This window comes from Shuttleworthella satelles DSM 14600, assembly GCF_000160115.1.
Classification (GTDB): Bacteria; Bacillota; Clostridia; order Lachnospirales; family Lachnospiraceae; genus Shuttleworthia; species Shuttleworthia satelles.
This window is the reverse complement of record NZ_GG665867.1, coordinates 24,363-44,076: the sequence shown is the minus strand read 5'-3', so window position 1 is coordinate 44,076 and position 19,714 is coordinate 24,363. Positions and strand designations below refer to the sequence as shown.

Annotated in this window: 15 protein-coding genes and 1 tRNA gene; 15 read left to right on the top strand and 1 reads right to left on the bottom strand. The window is 56.0% G+C overall.

Annotation, left to right across the window (positions count from 1 at the left end):
• The first annotated feature begins 221 nt into the window (after positions 1-221).
• The 11 genes from ftsH to GCWU000342_RS06955 all read left to right on the top strand — a co-directional run bounded on the left by ftsH (position 222) and on the right by GCWU000342_RS06955 (position 14,552).
• A complete protein-coding gene (ftsH, locus tag GCWU000342_RS07005; protein WP_006906660.1) occupies positions 222-2,543 on the top strand; it encodes an ATP-dependent zinc metalloprotease FtsH in 2,322 nt (773 codons plus the stop codon).
• Between the two features lie 135 nt (positions 2,544-2,678).
• Positions 2,679-4,553: an excinuclease ABC subunit UvrC gene (gene uvrC / locus GCWU000342_RS07000; protein ID WP_045000854.1), complete on the top strand. Its 1,875-nt coding sequence runs from the start codon at positions 2,679-2,681 to the stop codon at positions 4,551-4,553.
• A gap of 56 nt (positions 4,554-4,609) precedes the next feature.
• Complete coding sequence (hprK, locus tag GCWU000342_RS06995) at positions 4,610-5,548, top strand: HPr(Ser) kinase/phosphatase (RefSeq protein ID WP_006906658.1); 939 nt, start codon at positions 4,610-4,612, stop codon at positions 5,546-5,548.
• 11 nt (positions 5,549-5,559) lie between these two features.
• Positions 5,560-6,957 carry an aminopeptidase gene (locus GCWU000342_RS06990; protein WP_006906657.1) on the top strand — a complete coding sequence of 466 codons (1,398 nt, stop codon included), beginning with the start codon at positions 5,560-5,562 and terminating at the stop codon, positions 6,955-6,957.
• 108 nt (positions 6,958-7,065) lie between these two features.
• The gene (gene murB, locus GCWU000342_RS06985) at positions 7,066-7,959 is read left to right on the top strand and encodes a UDP-N-acetylmuramate dehydrogenase (RefSeq protein ID WP_006906656.1); all 894 of its coding nucleotides are present in this window, start codon (positions 7,066-7,068) and stop codon (positions 7,957-7,959) included.
• Positions 7,959-8,834: an RNase adapter RapZ gene (rapZ, locus tag GCWU000342_RS06980; RefSeq protein WP_006906655.1), complete on the top strand. Its 876-nt coding sequence runs from the start codon at positions 7,959-7,961 to the stop codon at positions 8,832-8,834. The genes murB and rapZ overlap by 1 nt, the downstream gene beginning before the upstream one ends.
• A 1-nt stretch (position 8,835) precedes the next feature.
• A complete protein-coding gene (whiA, locus tag GCWU000342_RS06975) occupies positions 8,836-9,717 on the top strand; it encodes a DNA-binding protein WhiA (protein ID WP_006906654.1) in 882 nt (293 codons plus the stop codon).
• Between the two features lie 23 nt (positions 9,718-9,740).
• Positions 9,741-9,998, top strand: coding sequence for an HPr family phosphocarrier protein (locus tag GCWU000342_RS06970; protein WP_006906653.1), 258 nt, complete (start codon positions 9,741-9,743; stop codon positions 9,996-9,998).
• A gap of 1 nt (position 9,999) precedes the next feature.
• Positions 10,000-10,905 (top strand): diacylglycerol/lipid kinase family protein, encoded by a 906-nt coding sequence (locus GCWU000342_RS06965; protein WP_045000850.1) that lies wholly within the window; start codon positions 10,000-10,002, stop codon positions 10,903-10,905.
• 480 nt (positions 10,906-11,385) lie between these two features.
• Positions 11,386-12,249, top strand: coding sequence for a class II fructose-1,6-bisphosphate aldolase (gene fba / locus GCWU000342_RS06960; RefSeq protein ID WP_006906650.1), 864 nt, complete (start codon positions 11,386-11,388; stop codon positions 12,247-12,249).
• Positions 12,250-12,422: 173 nt separating this feature from the next.
• Positions 12,423-14,552, top strand: a complete 2,130-nt coding sequence (locus tag GCWU000342_RS06955) for a glutamine synthetase III family protein (RefSeq protein WP_045000847.1) — start codon at positions 12,423-12,425, stop codon at positions 14,550-14,552.
• Between the two features lie 75 nt (positions 14,553-14,627).
• Here GCWU000342_RS06955 and GCWU000342_RS06950 read toward each other — a convergent pair whose 3' ends face one another.
• Positions 14,628-17,219, bottom strand: coding sequence for a transglycosylase domain-containing protein (locus GCWU000342_RS06950; protein ID WP_006906648.1), 2,592 nt, complete (start codon positions 17,217-17,219; stop codon positions 14,628-14,630).
• Positions 17,220-17,406: 187 nt separating this feature from the next.
• Between GCWU000342_RS06950 and GCWU000342_RS06945 the strand changes: the two genes are divergently transcribed.
• The 4 genes from GCWU000342_RS06945 (at position 17,407) to GCWU000342_RS06930 (ending at position 19,713) form a co-directional block, all read left to right on the top strand.
• Positions 17,407-18,060: a YigZ family protein gene (locus tag GCWU000342_RS06945; protein ID WP_006906647.1), complete on the top strand. Its 654-nt coding sequence runs from the start codon at positions 17,407-17,409 to the stop codon at positions 18,058-18,060.
• Positions 18,061-18,197: 137 nt separating this feature from the next.
• A tRNA-Gln gene (locus GCWU000342_RS06940) sits at positions 18,198-18,269 on the top strand.
• 86 nt (positions 18,270-18,355) lie between these two features.
• Positions 18,356-18,973 (top strand): 5'-deoxynucleotidase, encoded by a 618-nt coding sequence (gene yfbR, locus GCWU000342_RS06935; RefSeq protein WP_006906646.1) that lies wholly within the window; start codon positions 18,356-18,358, stop codon positions 18,971-18,973.
• Between the two features lie 2 nt (positions 18,974-18,975).
• The gene (locus tag GCWU000342_RS06930) at positions 18,976-19,713 is read left to right on the top strand and encodes an acyl-[acyl-carrier-protein] thioesterase (protein ID WP_006906645.1); all 738 of its coding nucleotides are present in this window, start codon (positions 18,976-18,978) and stop codon (positions 19,711-19,713) included.
• Position 19,714 lies beyond the last annotated feature (1 nt).

Below are 19,714 nucleotides of genomic sequence, written 5' to 3'. Positions count from 1 at the left end.
ATAAAGTCATTGAAGTGCGCATTTAACTGCTCTATCATAGGGTAGGCAAATGCGTTTTTTACAATAATCGAGTACTCGCACCTGGTCCCTGCCTGCCTCTACAGGGAATGCCAAAGGGCTTGCGGAAGAAGAATCCGTCACTGTAACTTTGGCATCCACATCGCAGAGCAATTGCGGAAATAAAAGTCCCGAAAGGGGAGGTAGGATCAACGGAGGTCTTTATGAATCAGAATTACAATTCCGGCGGCGGATCCGGAGACGACAAGAAGAATAGCCGGGTTCCGCAGCCAGTGATTTTGCTCTTGGTTTTCATCCTGCTGGCTATGTTTTTCACCAGTCTGGTCTACAACAGAGCCTCATCTAACAAGACAGAGGTTCCCTACACCGAGTTTTACAGGCTGGTTACTTCCGATCAGGTGGAGAAGGCGACAATCAATCGCGACCGCATTGAGTTTACCCTGAAGGATAACGCCTCCTATAAGAATGATAAGGCGCAGGAGAACTCCAAGCTGATTCAGGAGGCCACCGGTCAGGAGGTCAAGACCACTTATTTCACGGCCTATATACAGGACAGCGAGCTGATCCCGGCCATGAAACAGCACAATGTCGTGATCTCTGGCAAGCTCAATTCCGATACGACAGCTCTGATTTACAATATCGCCTCCATGGTGATCCCCCTGGCCCTGCTCTGGATCCTCTTCGCCTTCCTCATGCGCCGCATGGGAGGAGGCCTTGGGATGAATCCGGGCAAGTCCAATGCCAAGGTCTATGTGGAGAAATCGACCGGGGTCAAGTTCAAGGATGTGGCAGGCCAGGATGAGGCCAAGGAGTCTTTGGTAGAGGTCGTCGACTTCCTGCACAATCCCCGCAAGTACATTGAGATTGGGGCCAAGCTCCCCAAGGGAGCGCTTCTGGTGGGACCTCCGGGAACCGGTAAGACTCTTCTGGCCAAGGCTGTGGCGGGAGAGGCGGGCGTCCCCTTCTTCTCTCTGGCGGGTTCTGACTTCGTCGAGATGTTCGTCGGCGTGGGCGCTTCCCGCGTCCGGGATCTCTTCAAAGAGGCGCAGAAGCAGGCTCCCTGTATTATTTTCATCGATGAGATTGACGCGATCGGCAAGAGCCGTGATTCCCGCTTCGGCGGAGGAAATGATGAGCGTGAGCAGACCCTCAACCAGCTTTTGGCCGAGATGGATGGCTTTGACACATCGAAGGGTCTTTTAGTCCTGGCGGCCACCAACCGGCCGGAGGTTCTGGATAAGGCCCTTCTCAGGCCCGGCCGCTTTGACCGTCGGATCATTGTAGACCGCCCGGATCAGAAGGGGCGACTGGCCACCCTCAAGGTTCACGCCAAGGATGTGCCAATGGACGAGACGGTTGATCTGGACTCTCTGGCGACAGCCTCCGCCGGCCTGGTGGGGTCTGACCTGGCCAATATCATCAATGAGGCTGCCATCTGCGCCGTCAAGCATGGGCGCAAATTCGTCAGCCAGAAGGATCTCTTTGAGGCGTTCGAACTGGTAGCCGTCGGCGGGCGGGAGAAGAAGAACCAGGTTATGAGCGACCAGGAGCGCAAGATTGTCGCCTATCATGAGGTGGGACACGCGCTATTGGCTGCCCTGCAGAAGAATACGGAGCCGGTGCAGAAGATTACCATTGTGCCCAGAACCATGGGGGCCCTGGGCTATACCCTGCAGACTCCCGAGGAGGAGAAATTCCTGGAGACCAAGGAGGAGCTGCAGGCCCGTATTGCCACTCTGATGGGTGGGCGCGCCGCCGAGATGGTGGTCTTTGGCTCCATGACCTCCGGCGCGGCCAATGACATCGAACAGGCCACCAATATTGCCAGGGCCATGGTTACCCGCTTCGGCATGTCCGACAAGTTCGGCATGATGGGGCTGGCCACTGTCGAGAGCCAGTACCTGGATGGCCGGGCCGCTTTGAACTGCGGAGAGAATACGGCGGCTCAGATTGACGATGAGGTGCTGAGCTTTATCAATCAGGGTTATGATGAGGCGGTTCGTCTTTTGACAGAGCACAGGAATACCCTGGACCGGATTGCGGATTTCCTCTATGAGAAGGAGACCATCACCGGCAAGCAGTTCATGAAGATCTTCCGTCAGCTGGAGGGTCTGCCCCAGCCGCAGGAGGATCAGGAGGCCGTCAGCTTCGTCGAGTCCGCCATGGCCATGATGGAGGCGGATCGGGCCAGTCAGGCAGGTGAGTCCGGAGACCAGTCTTCTGCCGGGCAGGTTCCTGAGAGCGGTTACCAGGACCGGGTCAAGGAGTTTAAGCCCCAGGAGAAAGAGTCCGTCTTTCCGGAGCGCTCAGATGGGATGTCGAGACCAGAGAAAGAGACTCCCGCAGAGCGCTCAGGAGAGGTGCCGGGAGCAGCAGAAGAGTCTGCCGTGGAAAGAGCTGACGCAGAAAGAGCTTCCACGGGAAGAGACGCTTCTGAGGAGAGCAGGGATTTGGCCGAGGGCGATCCCTCTGAGAAAGAAAAGACGCCTGCTGAGTCGGCAGAAGAGGGAAAAGAGAAAGCGTGACCAGACAGGGGGCCAGGCTCCCCGTCGGATCAGATCGTTCAAGCAGAACCCGGGGAGAACAGATCCCGGGTTCTGTTTATCCATGGCTGTAGAATGCTTGCGGCGCGCGCATTCCACAGGATGGGAGGAGTCGATATGGCCAGCACGGATTTTATTCTGGAAGAGGAACTGAAGAAATTGCCGGACGCGCCCGGCGTCTATATCATGCACGACGCCACCGACCAGATCATCTATGTGGGCAAAGCGGTCAGCCTGACCAAGCGGGTGCACCAGTACTTTCAGGCCTCTCATGACGAGGGCGTCAAGAAGCGGCAGATGGTGGAGCGCATCAGCTGGTTTGAGTATATTGTGACCGACTCGGAGCTGGAGGCTCTGGTCCTGGAAAACAACCTAATCAAGGAGCATCGGCCCAAATACAATACCCTGCTCAGAGATGATAAGACCTACCCCTATATTAAGGTCACCCTGCAGGAGGCCTATCCGAGGATCCTCTTTGTCCGCAGGGTTAAAAAGGACGGGGCGAAATACTACGGTCCCTTCAGCTCGGCAGAGGCCACCCATCAGACCATTGAGCTTGTGCAGAAGCTCTACCGGATTCGCACCTGTAATCGCAGGCTCCCGGAGAACATCGGAAAGGACCGCCCCTGTCTCAACTACCACATGAAACAGTGCGACGCCCCCTGCGACGGAAAGATCTCTCAGGAGGACTACATGGAGCATGTTCATGACGCCCTCCGTTTTTTGGATGGGGATACGGGGACGGTGTCGCGGGAGCTGACAGCCAGGATGAATGACGCGGCCGCGGCAATGGATTTTGAGAGGGCGGCCGAGTACCGGGACCTGCTCAAGGCGATCGAGCACACAGCCCAGAGGCAGAAGATCACCCGATATGACGAGGAGGATCTGGACGTTATCGCCGCGGCGGTCGAGGGAGAAGACGCCGTGGTATCTGTCTTCTACATCCGGGCGGGCAAGATGATCGGCAGGGATCATTTCGCGGTCAATGTCCGGGCGGATGAGGGAGAGAAGGAGGTCTTGGGGGCATTTGTCCACCAGTTTTACGCGGGGACCCCCTTCATTCCCAGGGAGATCTGCCTGCCGATTGAAATCGATGACAGCAGGCTGACCCAGGACTGGCTCTCAGATAAGCAGGGACAGAGGGTCTATCTCAGGTATCCCAGGCGGGGGAAAAACGCCCGCCTGATGGACCTGGCCGCCAAAAACGCGCAGATGATCATGAACCGGGATCAGGAGAAGATCAAAAGGCAGGAGGGGAGAACGATCGGGGCCATGCGCCAGATTGCGCAGCTTCTGGGTCTCGAGCGCGTGGAGCGCATGGAGGCCTATGATATCTCACATATCATGGGCTTCGCCACGGTCGGATCCATGGTGGTCTTCGAGCGCGGCAGGGCCAAGCGGTCTGACTACCGGAAGTTTCGTCTCAAGACGATCGAGGGGCCGGATGACTATGCCTCCATGCGGGAGGTGCTGACCCGCCGATTCAGGCATGGCATGGAGGAGAAGGAAAAGCTGCGGGAGAAGCAGATGGATGAGAAGCTGGGAGCCTTCACAAAATTCCCGGATATTCTCATGATGGACGGGGGCAAGGGCCAGGTCCATATCGCGGAGGAGGTTCTGCGGGAGCTGAAGCTGGATATCCCTGTGGCCGGCATGGTCAAGGACGATCACCACAATACGCGGGGCATCTATTTTCACGACCGGGAGCTGCCGATTGACAAGAGCTCGGAGGGCTTTCAGCTGATCAGCAGATTGCAGGACGAAGCCCACCGCTTCGCCATCAGTTATCACAAGTCTCTGCGGTCCGCGGCCCAGGTTCACTCCTTTCTGGACGATATTCCGGGCATCGGCCCCGCCCGCCGCAAGGCTCTCATGCGCCGCTTCGATGATGCTCAGGCCATGGCGGCTGAGAGCGTAGAGGATCTGGCGGCGAGCGACGGGATGAACCGGACTTCCGCCCAGGCGGTCTGGGACTTTTTGCACAGGCATTGATGTGCTATTCTGTAACCGGTCTTTCAAATAAGGCGCCAAGCGTTCGGGAGGGATCTATGAAGAAAAAAGGAGCCAAACTCTCTGATATCGCCAGACAGCTGAGCCTGGTGAATTTCACGGACAAGATCAATCTGGAGGAGCACAGCGTGCAGATTCCGGATATTAACCGTCCTGCCCTGCAGCTCAACGGCTTTTACGAGCATTTCGAGGCGGAGCGCATTCAGCTGCTTGGCATGGTTGAAAATGCCTATTTGCGTCAGAAGTCTCCGGAGGAGCGGGCGGATATCTTTGAGACGCTTCTCTCACACGACATCCCGGCGATGATTCTCTGCCGGGGCTTTGAGCCGGAGGATTCTCTTCTGGAGGCGGCCTACCGGCACAATATTCCCCTTCTGGGGACCAGCGCGGCGACCAGCCAGTTCTCCTCGGAACTGATCTATTATCTGAACCTGCAGCTGTCCCCGGCCACCAGCATCCATGGGGTCCTGGTCGATGTCTATGGAGAGGGACTTTTGATTACCGGAGAGAGCGGCATCGGCAAGTCCGAGGCGGCTCTGGAGCTGGTTCGGCGCGGCCATCGTCTGGTGGCGGATGACGTGGTCGAGATCCGTAAGATCAATGAGCACACCCTGCGGGGGAGCGCGCCCGGTGTCCTCAGGCATCTGATCGAGCTGCGGGGAATTGGCATCATCGACGTCAAGAGCCTCTTTGGAGTGGAATGCGTCAAGGACTCCCAGAATATTGATCTGGTGATCCGTCTGCAGGAGTGGAAGCCGGACCAGGAATATGACAGGCTTGGGCTCAATGACGAGCATATGGATATTCTGGGCAAGGATGTGGTCTGCCATTCCCTGCCCATCCGCCCCGGGCGAAATCTGGCGGTTATCTGTGAGACAGCTGCCGTCAACCACCGGCAGAAGAAGATGGGCTACAACGCGGTCGAGGAGCTCTACCGCCGCATGGAGGACAACATGGGAGAGCGCCTGGACAGATAGAAAGGACAAGCATGGAACGCAAGAATGCATGGGAAAAATATCAAGGAGCTAAAGACCAGTCTCTGGTCATGAAATTCGCCGAGGACTATCGACGTTTTCTCTCGGCCAACAAGACCGAGCGGGAGTGCGTCTCCTACTTTATTGAAAAGGCGGAGAAGGCGGGATTTAGAGACCTTGAGGAGGTCATCGCTTCCGGAAGACGGCTTTCTGCCGGGGACAGGGTCTATCGTCAGCATATGGGCAAGACCCTGGCTCTTTTTATCATAGGCAGCCAGTCGCTGGCTCAGGGGATGAATATTCTGGGAGCGCATATTGATTCTCCCCGCATGGATTTAAAGCAGAATCCCCTCTATGAGGACAGCGACCTGGCTCTTTTGGACACGCATTATTACGGCGGCGTCAAGAAGTATCAGTGGGTGACTCTGCCTCTGGCCCTGCACGGGGTCATTGCCAAAAAGGACGGCAGCCTTGTTTCCGTCAATATCGGTGAGAAGCCGGAGGATCCTGTCTTCGGGGTTTCTGACCTTTTGATTCATCTATCCGCCAGGCAGCTGGAGAAGCCCGGAGCCAAGGTGGTCGAGGGAGAAGCTCTGGATGTTCTGATCGCCAGTCGCCCCCTGGAAGATTGCGATGATCAGGTCAAGGAGAGGGTCAAGGCCAATGTCCTGCGCATCCTGGCTGAGCAGTATGGAGTCGATGAGGAGGACTTTTTGTCTGCGGAGATTGAGGTGGTTCCCGCCGGGGCCGCCCGTGATTACGGAGTGGATCGGAGTATGATCATGGGCTATGGACACGACGACAGAGTCTGCGCCTATCCCTCCTTCGCGGCTATCCTGGCCTCAAAAGCGCAGGAGAGAACCCAGGCCTGTCTTCTGGTGGACAAGGAGGAGATCGGATCTGTGGGAGCTACGGGCATGCAGTCTCTCTTCTTCGAGAACACGGTGGCCGAGCTTATTGCGGCGACAGAGGATTATGAAGAGATCAAGACCAAGAGGGCTCTGATGAACTCGATGGCACTCTCATCCGATGTCTCTGCGGCCTTTGACCCCAACTACCCGGACGTCATGGAGAAGAAGAATTCCGCCTACTTCGGGAGAGGGCTGGTGATCAACAAGTACACCGGAGCCAGGGGCAAATCCGGCTCTAATGACGCTTCCGCGGAGTATATGGCAAGGATCCGCCGGATCTTTGATGACAATGAGGTCTACTGGCAGACGGCGGAGCTGGGCAAGGTTGACCAGGGCGGCGGTGGAACGATCGCCTATATTCTGGGCAATTACGGCATGGAGGTCATCGACAGCGGCGTCGCCGTTCTCAACATGCACGCGCCGTGGGAGATTGTCAGCAAGGTGGACCTTTACGAGGCCCTGCTGGGCTATCAGGCATTTCTCGCAGCGAAGGAGCTGTGAGAAGGAAGCTCCTGATAAGGGACGAGAAGCCGGCAGAAGAGGTCATAGAGAAGGACCACAGAGAACAGTCACAGAGAAAGGTTGGAAGACGGGATGCGGGATTCTTGGATGAGAGCTGTAGCAAGCGTTCTGGAGGAGAAGCAGATTCGTGTGGATGAGCCGATGTCGGCGCATACCAGCTTCCGCATCGGCGGTCCGGCGGACCTGTTTCTGGAGCCGCGGAAGGATCAGCTCTCTCCCCTGCTCGCGGCCCTGAAAGAGGCAAAGGTCCCCCTGATGATTCTGGGCAACGGCTCCAATTTGCTGGTGGGGGATAAGGGGATCCGGGGAGCGGTGATCCACATAGGAAATTCCATGAATCAGATCCGCGTCAGCGAAGATCGCATTGAGGCGGAGGCCGGGGCTCTTTTGGTCAGGGTGGCCAGGCAGGCCCAGCGGGCCGGACTCAGCGGCATGGAATCTCTGTCCGGGATCCCGGGAAGTCTGGGGGGCGCCATTATGATGAATGCCGGGGCCTATGGGGGCACGATGGCGGATGTGCTTGCCTCTGTGGAGCTTCTGACAGAGGAGGGAGAGATCCGCAATTACTCTCTGGAGGAGATGGACTTCTCCTATCGTCATTCCCGCGTCAGGGATGAGGGAGGAATTGTTCTCTCCGCCATCCTGCAGCTTACGAGGGGAGACGCGGGGGAGATCGACGCTGCCATGGCTGATCTGACAAGGCGAAGGACTGCCAGGCAGCCCCTGGAGATGGCGTCCGCCGGGTCCGCCTTTAAGAGACCGGAGGGATATTTCGCGGGCAAGCTGATCCAGGATGCCGGTCTTCGGGGCTATCGGGTCGGTCAGGCCCAGGTGTCAGAGAAGCACTGCGGTTTTGTCGTCAATCTGGGCGGAGCCTCCGCCGCGGAGGTCCGTCAGCTCATGGAGGATGTCCGGGCGAGGGTCAAAGAGAAGTTTCATGTTGACCTGGAGCCGGAAGTCAGATTTGTGGGAGAATTTTAATGCATTTACTCTTGTTGACCGGCATGTCCGGATCCGGGAAATCGACGGCCTTTAAGTTTCTGGAGGACATGGGTTATTATTGCGTGGACAATCTGCCCATTCCCCTCTTTAAGAGCTTTGTCGATCTGACCGCCAAGAATATGCCAAAGGGGCAGAAGGTGGCGGTCGGCATTGATATTCGAAGCGAAGGACATCTGGAGCGCATTGCCGATATCCTGAACGAACTGGATCGGGATGGCAAGAAGGTGGACGTCCTCTTTTTGGACGCGGACGACGAGACCCTTTTGAAGCGCTACAAAGAGACCAGGCGCAATCATCCGCTCTCCGGGTCAGAGCGCCTTTCCGCCGGGATCGCCCGGGAGAGAGGAGCCCTCTCTTATCTGCGTTACCGGGCGGACTATATCATCGACACCAGTCACCTGCTGACCAGGGAACTCAAGACGGAGATGGAGCGGATCCTGGTGGAGGATTCTGACTATAAGAGCATGATGGTGACCTTGCTCTCCTTCGGGTTCAAGTATGGGATTCCCAAGGACGCAGACCTGGTTTTCGATGTGCGCTTTTTGCCAAATCCCTACTACGTCGTCTCCCTTCGCCCCAAGACGGGGAATGATCCTGAGATTCAGGAGTATGTGATGAATTGCCCGGAGGCCCATGTTTTTCTGGACAAGCTGACGGATATGGTTCAATTCCTCATTGACAATTACATCAAGGAGGGACGCAATCAGCTGGTCGTCTGCATCGGCTGCACCGGGGGCAAGCACCGGTCGATCACCCTGACCAATCAGCTCTATGATCGCTTAAAGAAGAACAAGAACTACGGGATCAGGAAGGAACACCGGGATATTGACAAGGACCGGGCCAGAGGTAAGTAAGATGTCATTTGCATCCGAGACCAAGGCGGAGTTGATCCGCCATATTCCCAGGACCAGACATGACCGCATGGCCATGGCCGCGGCCATGCTCATGATGGAGGGAGAGGTTCAGATCAGCGGAGATCAGATCCGTCTGACCTTCCTCCTGGAGAACGAGACAATCCGATCCCTTTTCTTTACAATTATTGCCAAACTGGGTAATATGAATACTGGCGCAAAAGTGATGACCGGGGAGGAAATCTTAGACCTGCTGACCGCGCTGAAGATGTATGACGGACAGCGGATTCGGATGGAGAGGGTCGACCCCCTCCTGCTTCAGAGGGAGTGCTGCAAAAAGTCTTTTCTCGCGGCGGCTTTTCTCTGTGCAGGCTCGGTCAGTGACCCCAATAAGGCCTATCACCTTGAGATCGTCTGCAGAAGCCAGGACAGAGCCCGCCAGCTCGCGCAGGGTATGCTTTCACTGAATCTGGATGCCAGGATCATCGCCCGCAAGGGACACTGGGTGGTCTATCTGAAGGAGGGTGAACAGATTGTCACCATGCTGGGTTATATGGGAGCTCCCCTGGCCTACATGACCTACGAGAACGCCCGCATTGTCAAGGAGATGCGCAACGGGATCAACCGCCAGGTCAACTGCGAGACGGCCAATATCGGCAAGACGGTCCATGCTGCCGTTCGTCAGACGGCGGATATCGCCCTGATACGTGATCGCATGGGCTTAGAGCATCTGCCCAGGAATCTGCAGGAGATTGCCCTGGTTCGTCTGGAACATCCGGACATGACGCTCAAGGATCTGGGGGCTCTTCTGGATCCGCCGGTGGGGAAATCGGGTGTGAATCACAGATTGCGCCGGATCAGTGAAATCGCAGAGGATCTGCGGTAAAGAGCATTTGAGGATTTGTTTTTATGCGTAAGGAAGTAGTTGTATCAATGCCCCGCAGTATGGAGGCGACGCCGATTGCCCATCTTGTGCAGCTGGCCAACCAGTTCACCAGCTCCATCTACTTTGAGATGGATGGGAACAAGAAGGTCAACGCCAAGTCAATCATGGGAATGATGAGCCTGGTTTTGACCAGCGGCGCGCAGGTTACCATTGCCGCTGACGGGGATGACGAGCTTGAGGCGGTTCAGCAGTTAGAGGACTTCCTCAGTGAAAGGACCTGAGTTGGGCGGAAAGAAACTGCTCTTTATTTTCAACCCGCACTCCGGCAGGGAGCGCATTCGCGGCAATCTGACGGATATCGTCGATGTCATGTGCAAGGGCGGCTATGAGGTCAGCATCTATGCGACGCAGTGTCAGGGAGACGCGGAGGTTAAGGCCCTTGCAGAGGGAGGCGACAAGGATCTGCTCGTCTGCTCCGGCGGAGACGGAACCCTGGACGAAGTGGTATCCGGTCTCATGCGCGGCGGACACCAGGTGCCAGTGGGATATATTCCCGCCGGAACCAGCAATGATTTCGCGGCTTCTCTGCAGCTCTCGCAGGATATGGTGGAGAATGCCAGGATTGCTGTCACAGGACGTCCCTTCGCCTGCGATATCGGCAAGTTCAACGATGGCTACTTCGTCTATGTGGCCGCCTTCGGACTCTTTACAGAGGCCTCTTATCAGACCAGCCAGGAGATGAAAAACATCTTCGGACATGCCGCCTATGTTCTGGAGGGGATGCGGCAGATGGTGGATGTGCCGTCTTACTTTGTCCAGGTGGAATACGACGGCAATCGCATTTTCGATGAATTTATCTATGGAATGGTGACAAATTCTATTTCCATCGGAGGCTTCCGCGGACTGATCAATGGTCCGGTCGATCTGGATGACGGTGAATTTGAGGTTGTCCTGGTGCGGCGGCCCAGGCATCCGAGAGAGTTAAACGAGATTATCTCCTATCTGACGGGCAGAGTGAAGCAGAGTCATATGATTTACGCCTTTAAGAGCAGCCGGATCCGTTTCAGCTGTGGACAGCCCATCTCCTGGACCCTGGACGGAGAGTTCGGAGGTCAGTTCAAGGAGTCCGTGGTCGAGAACCTGCCCAGGTCTCTGCAAATCATGCTGAGGGAAAAGTCCTCCGGCTGAGGGTCTCAACAGGTCAAAAATTCTTAGAAAAATAATTTTAAAAAAGATGCAAAAAGCTATTGACAAAATGGTTAGTGAAAGCTAACATATACATCAGTTAGGGAAACCTAACCATCCTGTTGGTTCCTTTATGTATCAAATATATCGTATGCCAACGATAAACTCCCATAAATCTAACCTGTTAGATACATAAGAGAACTCCTTTGTAACTTAATAGATGCAGAAAATACCCTGTCCGATATCCGGGCAGGGTATTTTCGCTGGGGCAAGCGGAACTGGGGAACAGGAACTTTGACGAGAGCGTTTATTCAGGGCGGAGAAAGGACAGGACGGATGCCAGCCGCGTCCTCTTTTCTCTGAAATGTAACTTGCCTGAGCTAGTAGCTTGTTCTATAATACGGGCAGATACAGCCGATGCGTTTTTCGGCGGATCGAAGTTCGTTTTCAAGGTCATTGTGACAGACAAGAACGGAGGAATTTATGATTGTATCAGCTAAGGAGATGCTGGAGAAGGCCGTTGCGGGTCATTACGCAGTACCTCAGTTCAACATCAATAATCTGGAGTGGACCAAGTCCATTCTCACAGTCTGCGAGGAACTCAAGGTTCCTGTTATCCTGGGTGTATCCATGGGCGCGGGCAAGTACATGGGCGGCTACAAGACGGTAGCGGCTATGGTCTACGCGATGCATGATTCTCTCGGAATCACGGTTCCCGTTGCCCTTCATTTGGATCATGGCAATTATGACGCGGCTTACGAGTGTATCAAGGCGGGATTTACATCGATCATGTTTGACGGATCCTCTCTTCCTTTCGAGGAGAATCTGGCCAAGGCGAAGGAGCTGGTTGCGGTCGCCCATAAGCTGGGGCTCTCCATCGAGTGTGAGGTCGGAGGTATCGGCGGCGAGGAAGACGGCGTCATCTCCACCGGAGAGTGCGCGGATCCCGAGGAGTGCAAGATCATTGCAGACCTGGGCGTTGATATGCTGGCTGCCGGAATCGGTAATATTCATGGGGCTTATCCAGCGAACTGGGCAGGCCTTCAGTTTGATGTCCTTGAGGCAATCAAGGCCAAGACCGGTGATATGCCCTTAGTTCTCCACGGCGGTTCTGGGATTCCCGATGACCAGGTTCGCAAGGCTGTCTCCATGGGCGTCGCCAAGGTGAATGTGAATTCTGAGTGCCAGTGGGCATTTGCCGCCGCGACTCGTGAGTACATCGAGCAGGGCAAGGATAAGCAGGGCAAGGGCTTTGATCCCCGTAAGCTTCTGGCTCCCGGTGCTGAGGCCATCAAGAGGGTCTGCCGTGAGAGAAGTGAAGTCTTCGGCTGCGTGGGCAAGGCGTGACGTTCGCGCGGAAGCATAAGTTCATGGCGCAATGGCGTGCCGCTGGTTTTTAACGCAAAGGGGCGTTCCGTACGGTTTTCGGAATGGCCCCTTTTACCTTTTATGACAGGGGGATGTTCGCGGAGCGCGCATCTCATTGCAGAAAAAAGCTTAGTCCGACAGGAGGAAATCGCATGGATAACAAAGAGACGACATATTGCAGTGTCACAGATATATTTGGTGAGAATGTATTTAATGACACTGTGATGCGTGAACGTCTTCCAAAGAAGACCTACCAGAAGCTCAAGCAGACCATTCGTGAGGGCAGAGATCTCGATATTGAGACTGCGGATGTGGTTGCGCATGAGATGAAGGAATGGGCCATTGAAAAGGGGGCGACCCACTACACGCACTGGTTTCAGCCTCTGAATGGCGTCAGCGCGGAAAAACACGATTCCTTCATCACTGCTCCCATGTCCAATGGCAAGGTCCTCATGTCCTTCTCGGGCAAGGAGCTGATCAAGGGTGAGCCTGACGCGTCCTCCTTCCCCTCCGGCGGGCTGCGCGCTACCTTTGAGGCGAGAGGCTATACTGCCTGGGATTGCACGTCCAATGCCTTTGTCCGCCAGGACGCCGCCGGCGCGACACTCTGCATCCCCACTGCCTTCTGTGCCTATACCGGAGAGGCTTTAGACCAGAAGACCCCCCTGCTCAGGTCCATGGAAGCGATCAATGAGCAGGCCCTTCGCCTGCTTCGTCTTCTTGGCAATACCAGCTCCAAGAAGGTCATTCCCTCTGTGGGCGCTGAGCAGGAATATTTTCTGGTTGACCGCGATAATTATCTGAAGCGCAAGGACCTGATCTATACCGGACGCACGCTCTTTGGAGCCATGCCCCCCAAGGGACAGGAGATGGACGACCATTACTTTGGCGCCATTCCGGAGCGCATCGAGTCCTTCATGAAGGATGTCAACGAGGAGCTCTGGAAGCTGGGCGTTCCCTCCAAGACTCAGCACAATGAGGTGGCGCCGGCCCAGCATGAACTGGCGCCCATTTACGGGGAGTGCAATGTGGCGGTTGACCAGAACCATCTGGTGATGGAGACCTTAAAGAAGGTCGCCGTCCGTCACAAGCTGCAGTGCCTGCTGCATGAGAAGCCCTTCGCCGGAGTCAATGGATCCGGTAAGCACAACAACTGGTCTCTGGTGACGGATGACGGGATCAATCTGATCGATCCCGGGAAGAGACCCCACGAGAACACCCTCTTCCTTCTGTCTCTGGCCTGCATCCTGGCAGCTGTCGACAAACACGCGGATCTCCTCCGTGAGTCCGCGGCCGACATCGGTAATGATCATCGCCTGGGAGGTAATGAGGCTCCCCCCTGTGTGATTTCCGTCTTCCTGGGAGATCAGCTGGCGGATGTGATGGAGCAGGTTTTGGATAAGGGGGAGGCGACCCACTCCAAGAAGGGAGCCAAGCTGCAGACCGGTGTGAAGTCTATCCCGGACTTTGCCAAGGACGTGACAGACCGCAATCGCACCTCTCCTTTTGCCTTTACGGGCAACAAGTTTGAGTTCCGCATGTGCGGCTCACAGGATTCCATCGGTGAGGCCAATGTCGTCTTAAACACCATTGTCGCGGAACAGTTTGCGGATGTCTGCGACGAGCTGGAGAAGGCAAAGGACAGGGACGCCACGATTCAGAAGATCATCAAGGATTTGATGACCCGGCATCAGCGCATTGTCTTTGACGGCAACGGATATTCTGAGGAGTGGAGGAAAGAAGCAGCCCGCCGCGGACTGGCAGACATCAGATCTATGGTTGACGCCATTCCGGCCCTGGCAAGCGAAACGACGGTTGCGCTCTTTGAGCGCTTCCACGTATTCACCCGTGAGGAGCTCAACAGCCGGGTTGAGATTGAATACGACCAGTACGCCAAGGAGATCAACATTGAGGCCAAGACCATGGTCGATGTCGCCTCCAAGTCCATTGTTCCCGCGGTGATCCGTTACTCGACCAGGCTGGCGGATTCCATCAATCAGGTGTCATCCGCCTGTCCGGAGGCGGATACCTCCGTCCAGAGCACGATTCTTAAGAATACGTCCAAGCTCCTGGCCAAGACGCAGAAGGCGCTGCGGGCCCTTGAGAAGGCCGTCGCTGACGCCGATCAGCAGAGGGGCAGCGAGAAACGGGCCCAGTACTTTCATAAGACGGTGATGGCCAGGATGGATGCCCTGCGCCAACCCGTCGATGAACTGGAGATGATCGTGGACAAGGATCTCTGGCCCATGCCCTCCTATGGGGATCTGATTTTCGAGGTGTAAGGCGGTCACAGGGGCACTGTGCCCTGCATTCCCGCGGGATAAAGTGTTCTGGCGACAGATTTGACAAGAATTGAATCAGGGGGTCGGGCTTCCTTCTCCGCCGGAAGAGGAAGCCTGGCCCTCCTCTGTCTGCGTGTCAGACTGCGCGGGCATCTCGAACTGAAACTTGGGTGAAGGAGCAGTCCCGTTTAAGGCGGCGGAGGAGATGGCATAGGCCGCGTCAGGGGTATGGGCTGAGCCGTCCTTGATGAAGATGCCGCTGACAATCTGATCGGCAGGGGTTCCAGAGGCCGCGATTTTGCCGGTGCGGATGTCGATATCGACCTTGACGTGACGGTCGCAGTAGTCCGTGGGAACCGTCCCCTCAGCGAAATACTCCTTGATGATCTTGCTTCCTCTGGGGTCAGCGTTGCAGATACTGGGAAGAGGAAGCTTCCCGGAGACAGAGCAGACGGAGGCCTGTGTGATTCCCTGGGGCATATCGAAGCTTCGATCAGACTTGCCCTCGTGAATGCGAGACATAATCTTTTTCCAGATCTTCTTGCTGTAGGTGGAGGAGGTCTGGGGGGAGTTGTCATCGTAACCGCCCCAGAGTCCAACGGTGTAGTAGCCGGAGTAGCCCTCCATGAGATAGTCGCGCTCATCATTGGTCGTGCCGGTTTTGCCTGCCAGGGTGATGCCCTTGATATTGGCGTCCTTTCCGGTGCCTCTGGTCATGACGTCCTGCATGGCATTGGTCAGAAGCCAGGCGGTGGTCGGTTTGATGACCTGCTGGGGGCTGGGCGTCTCCTGAGAGAGGAGGACCTTGCCGTCCCGGTCTAGGACCTTGCTGTAGAGGTGGGGACGGATGTAGGAGCCCTTGTTGGCGATGGCGGCGTAGGCGGCGGTCAACTCCATGTTGGTGACTCCGTAAGTGATGCCGCCGATGGCCAGAGCCTGGGTGTTATCCTTATCGGAGATGGTGCTGAAGCCGAATTTCTTGATGTACTGGAAGCCCAGATCGGTCCCGATCTCGGTCAGCGCCTTGACCGTCACGATATTGATGGACTGCACGATGGCCTCTCGGTAGGTGGTCATGCCCCGGTAGGTCCGGTCGGCGTTCTGCAGAGAAGAGCCGTTCTTGTATTTGTAGGGGGCGTCATCCTGTACCGTGGCCAGAGTCTTGCCGGCGGCGTCCAGGGCTGGCGCATAGGCGGCGAGGATCTTAAAGGTAGAACCGGGCTGCCGGGTCACCTTGCTGGCGCGATTGAGGGTCTTGCTGCCTGTCTTGTCGCCGCGGCCGCCCACCAGAGCCAGGACCCTGCCGTCGGATTGGTCCATGACAGTGACGGCAACCTGGGGCTGGAGGGTGAAGGTGATCTTCTCATTGCCCTCGGCAATGCTGTCTCCCTCCTCCATGATGTCCTTTTTGTACTGGTCAATGGCGGCCTGGGCAGCCTCCTGATTGGCAAAGAGAAGATTGTAATTGGGATTGGAGGACCGGTAATAGGAGAGCATGGTCTGATCTGAGTAATTCTGGTTGCTCTTGTCGGCCTTGGTCACCGTGAGACGGTAGGAAAAAGAGTACTTGGGCTTGCCGGAGTAGTTGGAGGCCTCGTTGACTTCTTCATCGGCAATTTTCTGGATCTGCGCGTCCTGGGTGGAGTAAATGGTCAGGCCCCCGCTGTAGAGAATCTTGTAAGCCTCCGCCTCGGAGTAGTGGGCCTGGTCGACCAGATCCTGAATCACCTGATCGGTCAGAGCGTCTGTGAAATAGGAGCTGACCGTCCGGGAGGCGGATGCCGCCTCGTTGTTCGCAGCGATCCGGGGATAGACGTCATCCTCCAGGGCTGCTTTGTAAGCGTCGTCGTCGATGAAATGATCCTTGAGCATGTAGTTGAGCACCAGCTTGCGGCGGCCGGCATTCTGATCGGGATTCGTGATCGGATTATAGCGGGTCGGATTCTTGGTAGTCGCCGCGAGAACCGCGCTCTCGGACAGATTCAGGTCGGAGACCGACTTGCCGAAATAGCGCTGGCTGGCCGCTTCGACGCCGAGCGTACTCTGACCCAGGTTAATGGTGTTGAGGTAGTTCTCCAGGATGATGTCTTTGCTGGTGACCTGTTCAATCCGGGTGGCCAGAACCTGCTCCTGGATCTTGCGGTCAAACTTAGCCTTGAGGGACTGCTCTGCCGTCCAACCGGTGAAGTAGTTATTCTTCAGCAGCTGCTGAGTGATGGTCGAAGCCCCCTGCATTTTGGAACCGCCGGAGAGAAGGCCGGTGACAAGAGCGCGCATGAGGCCCTGGTAATCAACGCCGTGGTGGCTGTAGAAGCGCTCGTCCTCAATGGCGATAAAGGCCTTCTGAACAGAATCAGGGATTTTGTCGATCGTCACATAGGTGCGGTTGGCGCCGGACGCGGCAAGGCTGTCCAGCTCATGCCCTTCCTGGTCTAAAATGACAGACTTGAATCCGCTGGGGCTGATATTGACAGAAGCTGTGTCGGGCAGCTTCTGAATCAGGTGCCGGATATAGATGACGCCGCCCAGGCCGGCAATGACCAGCAGGACCAGAAGGCTGATTAAGATCGTGCGGCTAAAGACCAGCAAAAAGTGATGGCCGACACGACCTTTTCTCTGAGAGATCTGACGGACGCGGGCAGAAGTTTTATCCTTGCCGTAATTCATTGAGTCACCTCATGGAGAGGCAAATGCCTTGTCAGACGATATCCCCCCCTGCTATCATGAACAAAGTTCATTGTTGCTACACTGCGATGCGGATGTCATAAGGTCATGCCTTCACTTGAGAGGAAGCCCTCTGTGGAGACTGCCTTTTGACCATGTAATCACATTATATCAGAAAGAAAATGATCTTATGAAGGTTATTTACCAGGGCGGCCAGGCGGAAATTGAGCGAAAGAAATCCCGCTTTATCGCGCATGTGGCTTTCGCAAGCTCCGTCGGGGAGGCGCAGGCCTTCATCGCCGATATGAAGAGGCAATACTGGGACGCCAGGCATAATTGCTCCGCTTATATCATCGGAGAACCCAATCCGCTCATGCACTGCTCTGATGACGGAGAACCGGCGCAGACGGCGGGACGGCCTATGCTGGATCTTTTGATCTCGCGGGAAGTGACCGATGTCTGTCTGGTAGTGACCCGCTATTTCGGCGGGACGCTGCTCGGCACGGGAGGCCTGGTGCGAGCCTATACGGACGCGTCAAAGGCGGGACTGGAAGCCAGCCGTCTCATGGAGAAGAAGGAGGGGATTCCCCTTCGACTGTCTCTCGGATACAGCGATTACGGACGGATCGAGCATCTGATCGCAGAGAAGTCCCTCCCCCTTCTGTCTCAGGCCTTCGCCCAGGCTGTGGAGCTTGAGCTGCTGACAGATCCGGCAGGCCTGCGGGACCTGGAGGATCAGATCCGGGATATGACGGGCGGACAGGCCCGGATGCAGGAGGGCGACCCCATCAGCTACGGGATCGTGGATGGGGAGCTGGTTCTGGACGCGCAGAAACAAGGCTGAGAGGCGCAACCCGCTACTGCTGCCCGCGGAAAATTCACTGAAAGTCCGCTGTCAACTGTCCACCGAAAATTCCCGCTTGACTTCCGCAGGGCTCTTGGGTAATATATCCATTGTTGAGTTTTCAAGCGCTCAGACATTGGCCCATAGCCAAACGGTAAGGCAGCGGACTCTGACTCCGTCATTTCAAGGTTCGAATCCTTGTGGGCCAGCTCTATGGAAGACCTCGTCGATCTGCATCGGCGGGGTCTTTTCGCTGAAAGTATCCGTGCGTGATAAGGAAGTGAGGAGGTGCCATATGGAGTCAAAGAAGAAAGGGTCTCATTTTTTCGCGACCCTGTCCCGAATGAAATATATTGAGCGCTGGGCGCTCATGAGAAATGCCCGCGAGGAGACCTTAAGCGAGCACAGCCTGGATGTGGCTGTCATCGCTCATGCTCTCTGTGTCCTGGCCAATCGCCGCCACGGCCATCATGTCGATGCCGAGAGAGCGGCCCTGGTCGGCCTCTACCATGACGCGTCCGAGATTATTACCGGGGATATGCCCACGCCGGTCAAGTACGGAGATGAGCAGATCCTGAACGCCTATAAGGATGTAGAGATCAGAGCAGAGCAAAGACTGCTTGACCTTCTCCCTGAGGACCTGAGGGAGGACTATGAGGATCTTTTCTTCGGCGGCGACGATGCCGAGGAGATCTATATGAGAAAGCTGGTGAAGGCGGCGGACAAGCTCTCCGCTTTGATCAAGTGCATGGAGGAGGAAGAGGCCGGCAACCGGGAGTTTCGAACGGCCAAGGAATCCATCTGGGCAGCGGTTCAAAGGATGGCTGCGGATTATCCTGAGGTCTCTGACTTCGTAGATGTTTTCCTGCCCTCCTATGGAAAGACCTTAGACCAGCTTCTGGGGAGAGATTGATTATGTATGAGATGAGTGTAAGAATCCGCTACTCGCAGGTGGACCAGGACGGGTATCTGACCTTGCCTGCCCTCTTTGATCTCCTGCAGGATGCAGCCACCTTTCACTCCCAGGATCTGGGCTATGATATCCGCTATCTGAAGCGGGTCGGCTGCGGCTGGTTTGTCACAGATTATCAGCTGGCGCTGGAAGGCAGTACGCCCTATATCGGGGACCGCCTGACCCTTAAGACCTGGGGATATCGCTTTCGGGGTATGTTTGGCATGCGCAATATGCTGCTTGTCCGCGAGGACGGCAGCATCTACGCCCGGGTCAACAGTATCTGGGTATATATGGACCTGCGGCGCATGCTTCCATCCCGGATTCCGGACAAAATGATCAGAGATTACGGACAGGAGCCAGCCATCGATTATCCCTGGCCCTCCCGGAAGATCCGGCCGATGGAGCATTTTTTCGAGCGCTATGAATTCGCTGTAAACTCCCTACAGCTGGACAGCAACGGTCACATGAACAACACCCATTTCGTGGCGGCGGCCTGGAAAGAACTGCCGGCGGATTACGCGATCGGTTTGATCCGGGTGGAATACAAGAAACAGGCGATGCGGGGAGACCTGCTGCAGTTAAAGATGAGCTGTGAGCCGGGGCAGGAGAAAAGGGAAAATAAGATCCAGGCCCTGATGACGTCCCCGCAGGGAGAGGTTTACTGCCTGGTTGAGTTTAGCCGCAGAGAGGAGAAATGAA